Raw genomic sequence first — 14,412 nt, forward strand, 5'->3', positions numbered from 1 at the left:
GAAAGTAGGAATAGTGCTAAGACTAAATGCGGCAATCTGCCACGTCTAATCGCTATTACTGATCTTCCAATAGATGACGTCGATCAAGAAGTCGTCGCTGATTTCTGATAGAGGGCAAAACAGGCCTCGGCCAACGCCGAGCGGGGGGCACCGCGCCGCATGATCAGGCCCAGCGAAACCAGTGTCTGGGCGTTTTCAATGGGCTGGATGCGCAAGTCTTCGGTCAGGACATTCAGGCCGCTGTCCAGGGGCATCACCGCGCAACACAAGCCCCCATGCACAGCTTGTAACAATTGATGCACCGCGTCGGTTTGCAACAGCGGTTGGGGCGTCAGACCCCGGCTGTGGAAATTGTGGTCGATGGACTGACGAAAATGCATGCCGCTGGTGAGCATGCCCAGCGGCAGTTCGATCAGCGCTTCCCAGCTCAACGGTTGTTCACCGAAAAAGAAATACCGCTGGTCGTAAAGCAAGCCCATGCGGGTGGGGCTGAAGGGCAGGGCCTCGAAGCGTTCATTGTCCAGCCGCTCCAAGTAGGAAATGCCCAGGTCGATGCGGTTGTTCGCCAACTGTTCGAGGATGCGTTCGGAACTCAGGGACGACAATTCGAAACGCAGGCTGGGGTGTTCGGTGTGCAAGCGCTGCATCATCGCCAGCGGGTCGAAGTCCGACAACGGCACCACGCCCAGGCGCAGCGTGCCCACCAGGTTGCCGCGGCAGGCTGCCGCTTCGGCCTGCAGCCCGTCATAGGCCGCCAGCACCGTGCGTGCCCAGGCCAGCACCCGTTCTCCCGGCGCGGTGAAACCTTCAAAGCGTTGGCCGCGGTTGACCAATGGCAGGTCGAGTTCTTCTTCAAGGCTGCGCAGGCGCATCGACAACGTTGGCTGGGTGATATGGCAACGTGCGGCGGCTTGGCCGAAGTGACGGGTTTCGTCCAGCGCGATGAGAAATTTCAGCTGCTTGATGTCCATCTTCGCTCCAGGGCGCGGGAAGATTCGGATTCTAGCGCTTGCGCGTGGCGGGGTCATTGGTCGGCTGGGAACCGGGTTCGTCTCGCCTGGTCTAGTCTTTGCGTCTGGACACTTAAATCAAGGAGCGTGTGCCATGAGTATCTTTAGCTTTGTGAAGGAAGCCGGTGAAAAGCTGATCGACCTGCTGACCCCCGGTAACGCCAATGCCAGCGAACAACTGAAAGAGCACATTGCAAAGGTCGGCCTGGGTAATCCGAATGTACAGGCGACCATCGAGGGCGACAAAGTCATCGTCACAGGTGAAGTGGCGAGCCAGGAAGAGAAGGAAAAAATCCTGTTGGCGGTGGGTAATATCGCCGGTGTCGGTAGCGTAGACGACCAGATCACCGTGACTGGCCCAGTGGCACAAGCGGCGCGTTTCGTGACTGTGAAGAAGGGGGACACCCTCAGCGCCATCTCCAAGGCCGAGTACGGCGACGCGAACAAGTACAACAAGATCTTCGAGGCCAACAAGCCGATGCTGTCGCATCCGGACAAGATCTATCCGGGGCAGGTGCTGCGTATCCCTGAATAGCAGCCCCTTGTGGCGAGGGAGCTTGCTCCCGCTGGGCTGCGAAGCGGCCCCAATGCGTCTGCTGCGCAGCCGAGCGGGAGCAAGCCCCCTCGCCACACCGATCCTGTCAAAGCCCTTCGATCAACTCCCGATAATCCGTCACCGCCTCGAACTCCCCCGTATCCTTCGGCCCCTTGCGACTGTCCGGCTCGCTGACCGCCAGCAGGTGCGCCACGCCGAAATCCCGGGCGCTGCGCAACACCGGGAGGGTGTCGTCGATGAACAGGCTGCGGGCCGGGTCGAAGTTCAGGTCGGCTTGCAATGCGTCCCAGAACTGCGGGTTTTCCTTGGGGAAGCCGTAGTCGTGGGAGCTGATCAAACGCTCGAAGTAGGGAGCCAGTTCGATGCGTTCGAGCTTCAGCGACAACGAATCGCGGTGAGCGTTGGTGATCATCACCACGCGTTTGCCGGCGCGCTGAATCGCGGCCAGGAACGTATCGGCGTCCGGGCGCAAGGCGATCAGGTGGGCGGTTTCCAACTTCAGTTCGCGCACCGGCAGTTTCAGCTCGGCGCTCCAGAAATCCAGGCAATACCATTGCAACTGGCCGGCGTTGCGCTCGAACAATGGCTGCAGCTCCATCTCGGCCATCGCCCGGCTTACACCATGCAGGTCGGCGTAGCGCTGGGGCAGGTGTTCGAGCCAGAAGTGGTTGTCGTAATGCAGGTCCAGCAGGGTGCCGTCCATGTCCAGCAGAACCGTATCGATCTCATGCCAGGGCAGCAAGGCCATAAAACTTCTCCAGCGGTCATCGGATATCCGACACAAACAATCAGAATAGGCCGGGTATAGTAGCCCGCTATCGCCCAGGGAGCCGTTTATGCGCCAGAAACCCACCATACTCGATCGCCGGATCGTCGCTACCAGCCGCCTGTTCTGTGTGGAAGAACTGAAATTGCGGTTTTCCAACGGTGTGGAGCGCACTTATGAGCGTCTGGCGAGCAAGGGTGCAGGCTACGGCGCGGTGATGATCGTGGCGATGCTCGACGCCGACCATGCGGTGCTGGTGGAAGAGTATTGCGGTGGCACCGATGCTTACGAGTTGTCCCTGCCCAAGGGCTTGATCGAGCCAGGGGAAGATGTACTGGCGGCGGCCGAGCGGGAGCTCAAGGAAGAGGCCGGTTTCGGGGCGCGACAGTTGGAACATCTGACCGAGTTGTCGCTGTCCCCTGGCTATATGAGCCAGAAGATCCAAGTGGTGCTGGCGACCGATTTGTATGAAGAGCGCCTGGAGGGCGACGAGCCCGAGCCGATGCGCGTGGACAAGGTCAACCTGCACGAGCTGTCGGCCCTGGCGCAAAACCCGCAATTCACCGAGGGCCGGGCCTTGGCGGCGCTGTACCTGGCCCGTGACCTGCTGGCCCAGCGTGGAGCATTCCTGTCATGACATTTCCTCATTCGCTGATGGCCCCGGTGGTCGAGCTGGCGCTCAAGGCCGGCGAGGCGATCCTGCCGTTCTGGCGCGCCAACGTGTTGGTCAACCACAAGGCCGACGAGTCGCCGGTGACCGCTGCCGACATGGCGGCTCATGATGTGCTCGTGGCCGGGCTGGCGGCGCTGGCCCCGGACATTCCAATCCTTTCCGAAGAAGACGCCGATATCGCGCAAAGCGTGCGGGCCGGCTGGCAACGCTGGTGGTTGGTGGACCCGCTGGATGGCACCAAGGAATTCATTTCCGGTAGCGAAGAGTTCACCGTCAACATTGCCTTGGTAGAGCAGGGGCGTGTGGTGTTCGGCGTGGTGTCGATGCCCACCAATGGTCGCTTCTACGTGGGTGGCGCTGGGCTGGGTGCCTGGCGTGGTGACAAGGGGGGCGTACCGTTGCCTATCGCGGTGCGTGACGCAGTGGCGCCGGGCGAGGCGTTCACCGTGGTCGCCAGTCGCCGGCACACCAGCCCGGAGCAGGAGCGCCTACTCAATGGTTTGAGCGCGAGCCTGGGTGAGCTGCAACTGACCAGTATTGGCAGCTCGTTGAAGTTTTGCCTGGTGGCCGAAGGCGCGGCGGATTGTTATCCACGGTTGGCGCCAACCTCTCAATGGGACACCGCCGCCGCCCAGGGGGTATTGGAAGGTGCGGGAGGCGCGGTGCTGGATTTGAGCGGCGAGCCGTTCTGTTATCCACCGCGTGAGTCGCTATTGAATGCGTCGTTCCTGGCGTTGCCGGCGAAAGCGGCGTGGCGTGGGAAACTGTTGGAGCTGGCACGCTCCTGAGCCCTACCTGATTCTTGTGGTAAAAGTTTTTTGTCTGGCAAGAGTGCTTTTTGTGGCGAGGGAGCTTGCTCCCGCTGGGTTGCGAAGCAGCCCCTGCTTTGGCGGTTGCTGCGCAACCGAGCGGGAGCAAGCTCCCTCGCCACAGGGGCTACCCACCCTCCAATCCAGGTCACAGGGGCTACCCACCCCTACAATCCAAGCCATGTGCTGTTTCAGCGGTGCAACACGTATTGCCCCTCGAACTGTACCGCCACGTCCTCGCTCCCGCTGTTCATCACCTGGGTCTGCAAGGCCAGCCGCGCCCGTCCGTAACGCCGGTAGGTGGCCAGGAAGCGTTTCCAGAGCTTTTCCTCAGGCGCTTGGCAGACGACGGCCGCATCGCGGGTCACCGGCAACGGATAACTGATCTGCCCTTCTTGAATCACGATATGCCCGTCTTCAATGCCTTCCTCGCGCAGGGCCAGGTGCAGCCAGCCCCAGCCACCGAGTACGGCGCCGCAGTACAGGCTACCGCCGAACATGGTGCTCTTGTGGTTGACGTTGGCCGCCAGCGGCAAGGACAGGCGCAGTTGCCGGGCCTGCCAATCGAGCACCTTGAGGCCCATGTCCCGGGTCAAGGGGATATCGTGGTGCAGGATCGATTCCAGGTAACGGCTGTCGCGGTTCATTGCGGGGCCTCTTGCTTGGCAGGGTAGTGACGATAATTCAATCGGATTCATCGGCCGACCCCTGGCTGCTGTCGCCGAAGGTCAGGCCATGCTTGCGCAACTTGTCGTGCAGGGTCTTGCGGGGAATGCCCAAGGCCTCGGCCAGGCTGCGCACCGAGCTGTGGGGGCGGGCCAATTCGGCGGCGATCAGGGTTTTCTCGAAGTTTTCCACCTGCTCGCTCAAACCGCCACTGACCAGTTCCACCGGTGCCCCAGGGTTGCCGTCGGGCGCGCTGTTGTCCAGGGCCAGCTCCAGGCCCAGGGCAAAGCGTTCCGCGGCGTTCTGCAGTTCTCGCACATTGCCCGGCCAGCTGTGGCGCAGCAGCAACGCCCGGTGCGCCGGCTGCAATTCGTGGGGCGGCAGGCCATGTCGGGCACTGGCTTCGTTGGCGAAATGCTGGAACAGCATCAGCGCATCCTCGCCCCGTTCGCGCAACGGCGGTATGCGCAGCGGCGCGACGTTGAGACGGTAATACAGGTCGGCGCGAAAACGCCCCTGGTCGGCGGCCTGGCGCAGGTCTTCCTTGGTCGCGGCGATGACGCGGATATCCAGGGGGATCTGTTGATTGCCGCCCAGCCGCTCCACCACGCGCTCTTGCAGCAGACGCAGCAGTTTGACCTGGACATCCAGGCTCATGCTCTCGATTTCATCCAGGAACAGCGTGCCGCCGTTGGCGAACTCGAACTTGCCGATGCGGCGTTTCTGCGCGCCGGTAAAAGCACCGGGCTCGTGGCCGAACAGTTCGCTCTCCACCACCGACTCGGCCAGGGCACCGGCGTTGATCGCCACGAAGGGGCCGTTGCGCCGGCCGGAGAGGTCGTGCAAGGCGCGGGCGACCACCTCCTTGCCGGCGCCGGTTTCACCGAGGATCAGCACGTCGGCACGGGTGGCGGCCAGCGCGCCGATCTGCTCGCGAAGGCGCAGCATCGGGGTCGATTGGCCGACCAGGCGGGCACTGAGTTCATGGCGATCGCTCAGGGCCAGGCGCAGGCTGCGGTTGTCCAGCACCAGGCGGCGCAAGGCCAGGGCGCGGCGTACGCTGTCGAGCAGGTGATCGCTGGCGAACGGTTTTTCCAGGAAGTCGTAGGCCCCGGCGCGCATCGCCTGCACCGCCAGCGGCACATCACCGTGGCCGGTAATCAGCAGCACCGGCAGTTCCGGGTCTTGCGCGTGGAGTTCGCCCAGCAGTTCGAGGCCGTCCATGCCCGGCATGCGAATATCACTGACCACCACCCCCGGCCAGTCACGGGACAGTTGCCCGGCCACGCCCTTGGCTTCGGCCAGGGGCAGGATTTTCAGGCCGGCCAGGTCGAGGGTCTGGCTCAAGGCCTGACGCAGATGGGGATCGTCATCGATCAGCACCACCTCAATCCGGTTGTCGATGGTCATACACTTCGGTCCTCGGACGGTTGCAGGCTCACCCCGGGCGCACCGGCGCGCAGCTTCAGGGTAATCAGGGCGCCGCCTTCCTTGTGGTTGGCGAACGACAGTTCGCCGCCGAAGGCGCGCATCAGGGTGTCGCAGATCGCCAACCCGAGGCCAAGGCCCTGGGTGCGCGTCTTGGTGGTGTAGAAAGGCTCGCCGGCGCGGCCCAAGGCTTCCATGCAAAACCCTGGACCGTTATCACGGATGTACAGGTTGACGCCCGTGTCGGTGGCCTGGGCACTGATCCAGAGTTTGCGCGGCGGGCCCTTCTCGGTGAGCGCATCGAGGGCGTTGGCCAGCAGGTTGCCGAGTACCTGGCGCAGGCGGGTTTCGCCGGCCTCGACCCACAGCGTGGCGGCCGGCAAGTCGCGGATCAGCTCCACTTCCATGCTGCGCCGGCGTTTGGCGAGCAGCGCCAGGGCATCGTCCAGCGCCGGCTGCAGGGCGACGCTTTCCGGGGCATGACGGTCGCGACGGGCGAAAGCGCGCAGGTGGGCGATGATCGATGCCATGCGCCCGGTCAGTTCGCTGATCAGTTTGAGGTTGCCGCGGGCGTCTTCGGTGCGTTGGTGGTCAAGCAGGATCTCGGCGTTTTCCGCGTAGCTGCGAATCGCCGCCAGTGGCTGGTTGAGCTCGTGGCTAATGCTCGCCGACATGGTGCCCAGGGCCGACAGCTTGCCGGCCTGCACCAGGTCATCCTGGGCGCGGACCAATTCCTGCTGGGCCTGCTCGCGCTCCAGCACTTCTTGTCTCAGTCGTCGGTTCAGCCCTTCCAGGTCGCTGGTCCGTTCGGCCACCCGGCCCTCCAGCTCCTGGCGGGCCTTGGCTTCGAAGGCGATCCGATCCAGATAGTGGCGCCGGCGTTGCATCATCAACCCGAGCAACAGCATCAACACCAGCAAGGCCGCGCCACCGGTGGCAACCACGGTACGCACGGGACGGTCGATCAGCGTGCGCGGGGCGAGGATGCTCACGCTCCAGCCGGTTTCTTCGATGGATTGGGTCTGGGGCAGCCAGGCGTTGGCATCCAGGTTCAGCGGTTTGGGATCGCGGGTTGGATAAGGTTGTACCGCGCTGATGGCCTTGCGCTCGTCGTCGCTGAGCGGCCGGGTCGCGCGAAAGCGCCATTCCTGGCGCGACGTGAGAATGACCACGCCGTTGTGGTCGGTCACCAGCAATTGTTCCGGGGTCTTGCCCCATAGGCTTTCGGTGTGGTCGAGGTCGACCTTGACCACCAGCACGCCGATGACTTTTTCGCGGTCGTGCACGGCGGCCGCGAAGAAATAGCCGCGCTTGGCCGACGTCGTGCCCAAACCGAAGAAACGCCCCAGGCGCCCGGCCATGGCTTCGATGAAGTACGGCCGGAAGGCGAAATTGCGCCCAACGAAACTGTCATGTTTGTCCCAGTTCGACGCGGCCAGCGTCTTGCCGGAAGGGTCCATCAGGTACATGACTTCGGCGCCTGTCTGGGCGCTGATGTTTTTCAGCAGCCGGTTGGCGTTGCCTTGGGTGACACCGTCGTCCGGGGCCGACAAGGCGGCGCGCAAGGCCGGCAGCTCGCCGAGGATCTGTGGCAACACTTCATAGCGGTGCAGCGTGCCCAGCAGGTTGGCGACGTAAAGGTCCAGGGTCTGGCGGTTCTGGCCGGCCAGTTCACTGCGGTAATAACGCTCGGCCAGGTGCTCCAACGGCCACAGCAACGGCGCCAGGCACAGCGCGAGCAAGGCCAGGCTGCGCCAACGGGGTCTGCGAGGAAGGGTGGAATTCATGAACATGGGGCGCCTGTGGTGTCAGGCGTATTATGCCTAGTTGTCTCGCAAATACTATTTGTAAGGCCTTACCAGGCTTGTCCGGCCAGACACCGCTGCAACGCGCTTCGCCAGTCGGGCTGGCTCACCACCCATTCCGTGGACAGGCGGCTGCAATCCAGGCGCGAGTTCAACGGTCGAGGGGCCGGCGTCGGATAATCGCTGGAGGCAATGGGCTCCAGTAGCGCGCACGGCTTGTGTCGCTCGAGCAGGTTTTCGCCGATGGCCTGGGCGAAACCGAACCAGGACGTCTCTCCCCGGGCGGTCAGGTGATAGGTGCCCCAGGCTCCGGCTTGACCGGCCTGCCAGCGTTCGATCAGTTGGGCGGTGCTGTCGGCAATGGTGCCCGCCCAGGTCGGTGCGCCAATCTGATCGGCCACCACCCGCAGCTGCGGTTTTTCCTGCAACAGGCGCTGCATGGTCAACAGGAAATTGCGGCCCTCGGTGGAATACACCCAACTGGTGCGCAGGATCAGGTGCTGGTCGCCAGCCTGGCGGATGGCATTTTCGCCGGCCAGTTTGCTGCGCCCGTAGACACTCAGCGGGTTGGGCGTGTCGTCCTCGGTGTAGGGGGTGGGCTTGAGGCCATCGAAGACGTAGTCGGTGGAGTAGTGAATCAACGGTATGCCCAGTTCGGCCGCTGCCTGGGCCAGGATGCCCGGCGCCGTGGCATTGATGGCGAACGCCCGTTCCGGCTCGCTCTCAGCCTGGTCGACGGCCGTGTGGGCGGCGGCATTGATGATCACGTCGGGTCTCAGGGCCTTGATGGGGGCGCGCAAGGAATCCGCCTGCGCCAGGTCAAGCTGGTCGCTGCCGCGTACGAGCAACTCGCCCATGCCGCTCAGGCGCGACTGGAGCGCTCGGGAAACCTGGCCATTGCGGCCGATGATCAGGATGCGCAAGGGCGTACTCATGGGAACAGGTCTGCCTCGTGCAAGGGCTTGCCGTTCTGGTCCTTGGCTGAGAGGATGGGCGCGCCTTCCAGTTCCCAATCGATGGTCAGTTGCGGATCGTCCCAGCGGATGCAGCGTTCAGATGAGGGCGCGTAGTAATCGGTGGTCTTGTAGAGGAAGTCCGCCGATTCGCTGAGCACGACGAAACCGTGGGCAAACCCTGGCGGCACCCACAGCTGCCGATGGTTTTGCGCCGACAGGCGAACGCCCGCCCATTGGCCGAAGGTCGGCGAGCTGCGGCGAATGTCCACCGCGATATCCAGCACCTCCCCCGCCGTGACGCGCACGAGTTTCCCCTGGGCCTGTTCGATCTGGTAGTGCAGGCCCCGCAGCACGCCCCGGGTGGAGCGTGAGTGATTGTCCTGGACGAACGGCAGGGTGCTGCCGGTCGCCTCGGCAAATGCCCGGGCATTGAAGCTTTCGTAGAAAAAACCCCGATCATCACCGAAGACTTTCGGTTCGATGATCAAGACGTCCGGCAAACGGGTGGCGATGACGTTCAACGTGTTTCTCCGACGATCTTGAACAGGTACTGGCCGTAGCCGGTCTTGCCAAAATACTGGGCGCGCTCAAGGATGTGCTCGCGGCTGACCCAACCTTGCTGGTAGGCAATTTCTTCCAGGCATGCCACTTTCAGGCCTTGGCGATGTTCGATGGTCTGTACGTATTGCGAGGCTTCCAGCAGGCTGTCGTGGGTGCCGGTGTCCAACCAGGCGAAACCACGGCCGAAGCGCTCGACGTGCAGGTCGCCGCGTTGCAGGTACGCATTGTTGACGTCGGTGATTTCCAGTTCGCCGCGTTTGGATGGCTTGATGGCCTTGGCGATCTCGATCACATCATTGTCGTAGAAATACAGGCCGGTCACCGCGTAGCTGGATTTGGGTGCGGTAGGTTTTTCTTCGATGGACATCGCCCGCCCTTCTGCATCGAAGTCGATCACGCCAAATCGCTCAGGGTCCTTGACCCAGTACCCGAACACCGTGGCGCCACTCGGTCGGTTGATGGCGGTCCGAAGTTGCTCGCCAAAATACTGGCCGTGGAAAATGTTGTCGCCCAGGATCAGGCACACAGAATCGCTGCCAATGAACTGCTCGCCGATCAGGAACGCCTGGGCCAAACCATCGGGCGACGGCTGCTCGGCATAGTTGAAATTCACACCAAACTGTTGACCGTCGCCCAACAGGTTGCGGTATTGCGGCAGATCCTGAGGGGTGGAAATAATCAGGATGTCCTTGATGCCTGCGAGCATCAGCACCGAGATCGGGTAATAGATCATCGGTTTGTCATAAATCGGCAATAGCTGCTTGGAAACCCCGAGGGTAATCGGGTGCAGGCGGGTGCCGGAACCGCCGGCCAGAACAATTCCTTTCATCATGCAATTGCATCCTTGTTGTCGAGCGAGCCCAGGCGCTCGCCCTGGTAACTGCCGTCCTGGACCCGTTGGCACCACAGCAGGTTTTCCAGATACCACTGCACCGTCTTGCGCAGCCCGGTCTCGAAGGTTTCTTGAGGTGTCCAGCCCAGTTCCCGTTCGATCTTGCTGGCGTCGATGGCGTAACGCAGGTCATGGCCGGGGCGGTCCTGGACGAAGCTGATCAGGTCGGCATAGTGCTCGACGCCTTCGGGTTTGCGTGGCGCCAGTTCTTCGAGCAGCGCGCAGATGCTGCGCACCACGTCGATGTTTTTCTGCTCGTTGTGCCCGCCGATGTTGTACGTCTCGCCGATCGCGCCTTGAGTGACGACTTTGAGCAGCGCCCGGGCATGGTCTTCGACGAACAGCCAGTCGCGCACTTGCTGGCCGTTGCCGTAGACCGGCAGCGGTTTACCGGCCAGCGCGTTGAGAATCACCAGGGGAATCAGTTTTTCGGGGAAGTGGAACGGCCCGTAGTTGTTCGAGCAGTTGGTCAACAGCACAGGCAAGCCGTAGGTGCGTTGCCAGGCGCGGACCAGATGATCGGACGCCGCCTTGCTCGCCGAATACGGGGAGCTTGGGGCATAGGCAGTGGTTTCGGTGAACAGGTCATCCACGCCGTGCAAGTCGCCATACACTTCATCGGTGGAGATGTGGTGGAAGCGAAACGCGCGCTTATGCGGTTCTGCCAAAGCCTGCCAATACGCGCGAGTGGCTTCCAGCAGGCTGTAGGTGCCCACGATGTTGGTCTGGATGAAGTCCGCCGGGCCATCGATGGAGCGGTCCACATGGGACTCGGCCGCCAGGTGCATGATGGCGTCAGGTTGGAATCGCGCCAGCACCGCACTGACAGCCGCTTGATCCACTATGTCGGCCTGGACGAACTCGTAGCGGCTGTCGTGATCGATGCTGCTCAGGGACTCGAGGTTGCCAGCGTAGGTCAGCTTGTCGAGGTTCAGGACCTGATGTTCGGTATCGAGAATCAAGTGCCGTATGAGCGCCGAGCCGATGAAGCCAGCACCGCCAGTGATGAGAATGCGCATCCGGGTAAGCCTTTTTCCGTGGTACGACAAAGCGTAGGAGCATAGCTTGTCGGCATGGCGGGAGCGGTGCAAGCGAATATCCCATGGACACAGCCTCCTATACAGCTTCCTAGGAGGGCTGTGCATATTTTTGAACAGGGGGGTTGCTTATCCCCCGACTCGGTGGCGAGATAGGCATCCGAACAAAACCACCTCAGGGGTCGTTGTATGCCACTCGCTACGTTGGTTCACCGCGCCAGTTTGCCAAGCCCACAGATCAGCGCCGAGCAAGCGCTGGTGCTGTTGCGCTCGAATTACGGACTCAGCGGCGACCTGCGACCCCTTGGCAGCAACCAGGACCTCAACTACCGCGTCGACAGCGAGCGCGGACGCTTTGTGTTGAAAATTTGCCACGGCGACTACGCTGTCCAGGAAATCCAGGCCCAACATGCCGCGCTCAAGCACTTGGCCGGACACGGCGCGGTGAAAGTGCCGCGGGTCATTGCGGCGATTAATGGCCAGGACCTGCTGACCTTGGACGTCGACGGCCAAGCGATTCACATGCGTCTGCTGGAATACATCGACGGCCAGTCCCTCACGCAGCTCAAGCACCTGCCCCCCGAGCTTGTCATTGGCCTGGGCAGCCTGTGCGCGGAAATGGACCTGGCCCTGGCCACATTCGACCACCCGGGCCTGGAGCGCACCCTGCAATGGGACGCGCGCCACGCCCCGGCCCTGGTCGATTACCTGCTGCCTGTCATCAAGGATGAAACACGACGGCATCGGGTCGCCGAGGTCGCGCAACAGGCCGAGCGGCGCTTGCAGCCGCTCAAGGCCAGCCTGCCGGTGCAGGCGATCCACATGGACATCACTGATGACAACGTGGTCTGGCAGCGCGATGCCCAGCGCCAATGGCAATTGCAGGGCGTTATCGATTTCGGCGACCTGATCCGTACCTGGCGCATCACTGACTTGTCGGTGACGTGCGCAGCCCTGCTGCATCACGCCGACGGCGACCCGTTCTTTATCTTGCCGGCGATCAAGGCCTACCACGCGGTCAATCCCTTGCAGCCCCAGGAACTGTTGGCGCTGTGGCCGCTGATCGTGGCGCGCGCCGCAGTGCTGGTGCTCAGCGGTGAGCAGCAGGTTTCCATCGACCCGGACAACCACTACAGCCGCGACAACCTGGCCCATGAGTGGGAGATTTTCCGCGTCGCCCATTCGGTGCCCTTCGAACTCATGGAAGCGGCGATTCTCACCGCCGTCGGCCACAACCTGCCAGCCATTGCCAGCGAGGGCTTTGCGCCACTCTTGCCGACCCTGGTAGGGCGCGAGTTCGCCCTGATCGACCTGGGGGTGCTGAGCCCGCATTTCGAGGCCGGCAATTGGGAGCAGCCGGGAATCGACCAGCGCCTGCTGGATGAAGCCGCCGGTGTTCACGGCCTGGCGGCCAGCCGCTATGGGCAGTACCGCTTGTCTCGCACTCGGCCGGACAGCGCCGTCGAACCCGACACTTATCCCTTGCACGTGGCGTTGAGTGTGCCGCGGGGAACGCCGCTCGAATCTCCGTTCGCCGGGGTTGTGCACACGTCTGCCGACGGCATGTTGCAACTGGACAATGCACAGTTGAGCGTGCGCTTGTGGGGGGTGACGTCGCCGCTGCATTCCGGCGCGGCGCTGGTCAAGGGGCAGGTGCTGGGCGAAGTGACTGGGTCGCTGTGTGTCCAGTTGTGCCGGGGCGCCCACGTGAATCCGCCTCTGTTCTGCACGCCCTCCAGGGCCCTGGCCTGGCAGGCGCTTTGCCCTTCGCCGGCGATGCTGCTGGGGCTGGCGTGCGATGCCGAGCCGGAGACCGATCCCGAGGCGCTGCTGGCTCGTCGCGATGCGAGCTTTGCCCGTTCGCAGAAACACTATTACGTCGATCCGCCGCGCATCGAGCGTGGCTGGCGCAACCACCTGATCGACATGCAGGGGCGCTCCTACCTGGACATGCTCAACAACGTCGCGGTGCTGGGCCATGGCCATCCACGCATGGCGGCGGTGGCTGCCCGGCAATGGTCGCTGCTCAATACCAACTCGCGTTTCCACTATGCGGCGATTGCCGAGTTTTCCGAGCGCCTGCTGGCGCTGTCGCCCTCCAACATGGACCGAGTGTTCCTGGTCAACAGCGGCACCGAGGCCAACGACCTGGCGATCCGCCTGGCCTGGGCCTACAGCGGCGGACGGGACATGCTCAGCGTGCTGGAGGCTTACCACGGCTGGTCGGTGGCCGCCGATGCGGTATCGACCTCCATCGCCGACAACCCCCAGGCCCTGAGCAGTCGCCCGGACTGGGTGCACCCGGTGACCGCGCCGAACACCTATCGCGGCGAATTCCGCGGCCCCGACAGTGCGCCGGACTACGTGCGCAGCGTCGAACACAACCTGGCGAAAATTGCCGAGAGCAAACGCCAACTGGCCGGTTTCATCTGCGAGCCGGTCTACGGCAACGCCGGTGGGATCGCACTGCCGCCCGGTTACCTGAAGCAGGTCTACGCGATGGTGCGCGAGCGCGGTGGGGTCTGCATCGCCGACGAGGTGCAGGTCGGTTACGGGCGCATGGGCGAGTTTTTCTGGGGCTTCGAAGAGCAAGGCGTGGTGCCGGACATCATCACCATGGCCAAGGGCATGGGCAACGGCCAGCCGCTGGGCGCGGTCATCACTCGCCGGGAAATCGCCGAGGCGCTGGAGGCCGAGGGGTATTTCTTCTCGTCGGCCGGCGGCAGCCCGGTCAGTTGCCAGATCGGCATGGCGGTGCTGGATGTCATGGAAGAGGACAATCTCTGGGAAAACGCCCGGGTGGTTGGCGGGCATTTCAAGGCTCGACTGGAGGCCTTGATCGATCAGTATCCATTGGTCGGCGCAGTGCACGGCTCAGGGTTCTACCTGGGCGTGGAGCTGATCCGCGACCGCGACACGTTGGAGCCGGCCACCGAGGAAACCACTGTGCTGTGCAATCGCTTGCGGGAGCTGGGCATCTTCATGCAGCCGACGGGTGATTACCTGAACATCCTCAAGATCAAACCGCCGATGGTGACTACGCGCCAGAGTGTGGATTTCTTTGTCGATATGCTGATGAAGGTATTGGACGAGGGGCTGTAATCGATCTGGAATGCCGAGCTGTGAAGCTGTATTCCCCTGTGGGAGCGGGCTTGCTCGCGAAAGCGGTGGTTCAGATGGCATTGATGCTGAATGTGCCGCCGCCTTCGCGAGCAAGCCCGCTCCCACAGGTTTTCTCGTTATAAAATCGATT

Annotated in this window: 13 protein-coding genes; 4 read left to right on the plus strand and 9 right to left on the minus strand. The window is 62.8% G+C overall.

Going from position 1 to position 14,412, the window contains the following annotated elements:
- Positions 1-83: 83 nt before the first annotated feature.
- Positions 84-971: a LysR family transcriptional regulator gene (locus HU715_RS22005; RefSeq protein WP_186707291.1), complete on the minus strand. Its 888-nt coding sequence runs from the start codon at positions 969-971 to the stop codon at positions 84-86.
- A gap of 133 nt (positions 972-1,104) precedes the next feature.
- Here HU715_RS22005 and lysM point away from each other — a divergent pair, with 133 nt between their 5' ends.
- Positions 1,105-1,545, plus strand: a complete 441-nt coding sequence (gene lysM / locus HU715_RS22010) for a peptidoglycan-binding protein LysM (protein WP_186707290.1) — start codon at positions 1,105-1,107, stop codon at positions 1,543-1,545.
- A gap of 106 nt (positions 1,546-1,651) precedes the next feature.
- On the opposite strand, the gene yrfG is transcribed toward lysM, so the two are convergent.
- Positions 1,652-2,314 carry a GMP/IMP nucleotidase gene (yrfG, locus tag HU715_RS22015; protein WP_186707289.1) on the minus strand — a complete coding sequence of 221 codons (663 nt, stop codon included), beginning with the start codon at positions 2,312-2,314 and terminating at the stop codon, positions 1,652-1,654.
- An 88-nt stretch (positions 2,315-2,402) separates the two neighbouring features.
- On the opposite strand from yrfG, the gene nudE reads away from it, so the two are divergent.
- Together nudE and cysQ are read left to right on the plus strand one after the other, a co-directional pair.
- Positions 2,403-2,969 carry an ADP compounds hydrolase NudE gene (gene nudE / locus HU715_RS22020; RefSeq protein ID WP_186707288.1) on the plus strand — a complete coding sequence of 189 codons (567 nt, stop codon included), beginning with the start codon at positions 2,403-2,405 and terminating at the stop codon, positions 2,967-2,969.
- A complete protein-coding gene (cysQ, locus tag HU715_RS22025) occupies positions 2,966-3,793 on the plus strand; it encodes a 3'(2'),5'-bisphosphate nucleotidase CysQ (protein ID WP_186707287.1) in 828 nt (275 codons plus the stop codon). Before nudE ends, cysQ begins: the two co-directional genes overlap by 4 nt.
- Before the next feature lie 212 nt (positions 3,794-4,005).
- Here the strand turns inward: cysQ and HU715_RS22030 are convergent, their stop codons facing one another.
- From HU715_RS22030 to rfbB, 7 genes are all read right to left on the minus strand, one after another.
- Positions 4,006-4,461: a YiiD C-terminal domain-containing protein gene (locus tag HU715_RS22030; RefSeq protein WP_186707286.1), complete on the minus strand. Its 456-nt coding sequence runs from the start codon at positions 4,459-4,461 to the stop codon at positions 4,006-4,008.
- 37 nt (positions 4,462-4,498) lie between these two features.
- Positions 4,499-5,890: a sigma-54-dependent transcriptional regulator gene (locus tag HU715_RS22035; protein WP_186707285.1), complete on the minus strand. Its 1,392-nt coding sequence runs from the start codon at positions 5,888-5,890 to the stop codon at positions 4,499-4,501.
- On the minus strand, positions 5,887-7,695 hold the full coding sequence (locus tag HU715_RS22040) for a sensor histidine kinase (RefSeq protein ID WP_186707284.1): 1,809 nt from the start codon (positions 7,693-7,695) through the stop codon (positions 5,887-5,889). The genes HU715_RS22035 and HU715_RS22040 overlap by 4 nt, the downstream gene beginning before the upstream one ends.
- A 68-nt stretch (positions 7,696-7,763) precedes the next feature.
- The gene (gene rfbD / locus HU715_RS22045; RefSeq protein ID WP_186707283.1) at positions 7,764-8,648 is read right to left on the minus strand and encodes a dTDP-4-dehydrorhamnose reductase; all 885 of its coding nucleotides are present in this window, start codon (positions 8,646-8,648) and stop codon (positions 7,764-7,766) included.
- Entirely contained in the window at positions 8,645-9,190 is a 546-nt protein-coding gene (rfbC, locus tag HU715_RS22050; protein ID WP_186707282.1) for a dTDP-4-dehydrorhamnose 3,5-epimerase, read from the minus strand. Before rfbC ends, rfbD begins: the two co-directional genes overlap by 4 nt.
- Positions 9,187-10,062: a glucose-1-phosphate thymidylyltransferase RfbA gene (rfbA, locus tag HU715_RS22055; protein WP_186707281.1), complete on the minus strand. Its 876-nt coding sequence runs from the start codon at positions 10,060-10,062 to the stop codon at positions 9,187-9,189. Before rfbA ends, rfbC begins: the two co-directional genes overlap by 4 nt.
- Positions 10,059-11,141, minus strand: coding sequence for a dTDP-glucose 4,6-dehydratase (gene rfbB, locus HU715_RS22060; RefSeq protein WP_186707280.1), 1,083 nt, complete (start codon positions 11,139-11,141; stop codon positions 10,059-10,061). Before rfbB ends, rfbA begins: the two co-directional genes overlap by 4 nt.
- Positions 11,142-11,348: 207 nt before the next feature.
- Between rfbB and HU715_RS22065 the strand changes: the two genes are divergently transcribed.
- Positions 11,349-14,261 (plus strand): aminotransferase, encoded by a 2,913-nt coding sequence (locus HU715_RS22065; protein WP_186707279.1) that lies wholly within the window; start codon positions 11,349-11,351, stop codon positions 14,259-14,261.
- Positions 14,262-14,412: the final 151 nt, after the last annotated feature.

It is taken from the genome of Pseudomonas zanjanensis (genome assembly GCF_014268745.2).
Lineage (GTDB): Bacteria > Pseudomonadota > Gammaproteobacteria > Pseudomonadales > Pseudomonadaceae > Aquipseudomonas > Aquipseudomonas zanjanensis.

What these genes read in the sequence shown, in the direction of transcription:
- HU715_RS22005 (WP_186707291.1), bottom strand. Translation starts at nt 971, where the DNA reads ATGGACATCAAGCAGCTGAAATTTCTCATCGCGCTGGACGAAACCCGT.
- lysM (WP_186707290.1), top strand. Translation starts at nt 1,105, where the DNA reads ATGAGTATCTTTAGCTTTGTGAAGGAAGCCGGTGAAAAGCTGATCGAC.
- yrfG (WP_186707289.1), bottom strand. Translation starts at nt 2,314, where the DNA reads ATGGCCTTGCTGCCCTGGCATGAGATCGATACGGTTCTGCTGGACATG.
- nudE (WP_186707288.1), top strand. Translation starts at nt 2,403, where the DNA reads ATGCGCCAGAAACCCACCATACTCGATCGCCGGATCGTCGCTACCAGC.
- cysQ (WP_186707287.1), top strand. Translation starts at nt 2,966, where the DNA reads ATGACATTTCCTCATTCGCTGATGGCCCCGGTGGTCGAGCTGGCGCTC.
- HU715_RS22030 (WP_186707286.1), bottom strand. Translation starts at nt 4,461, where the DNA reads ATGAACCGCGACAGCCGTTACCTGGAATCGATCCTGCACCACGATATC.
- HU715_RS22035 (WP_186707285.1), bottom strand. Translation starts at nt 5,890, where the DNA reads ATGACCATCGACAACCGGATTGAGGTGGTGCTGATCGATGACGATCCC.
- HU715_RS22040 (WP_186707284.1), bottom strand. Translation starts at nt 7,695, where the DNA reads ATGAATTCCACCCTTCCTCGCAGACCCCGTTGGCGCAGCCTGGCCTTG.
- rfbD (WP_186707283.1), bottom strand. Translation starts at nt 8,648, where the DNA reads ATGAGTACGCCCTTGCGCATCCTGATCATCGGCCGCAATGGCCAGGTT.
- rfbA (WP_186707281.1), bottom strand. Translation starts at nt 10,062, where the DNA reads ATGATGAAAGGAATTGTTCTGGCCGGCGGTTCCGGCACCCGCCTGCAC.
- rfbB (WP_186707280.1), bottom strand. Translation starts at nt 11,141, where the DNA reads ATGCGCATTCTCATCACTGGCGGTGCTGGCTTCATCGGCTCGGCGCTC.
- HU715_RS22065 (WP_186707279.1), top strand. Translation starts at nt 11,349, where the DNA reads ATGCCACTCGCTACGTTGGTTCACCGCGCCAGTTTGCCAAGCCCACAG.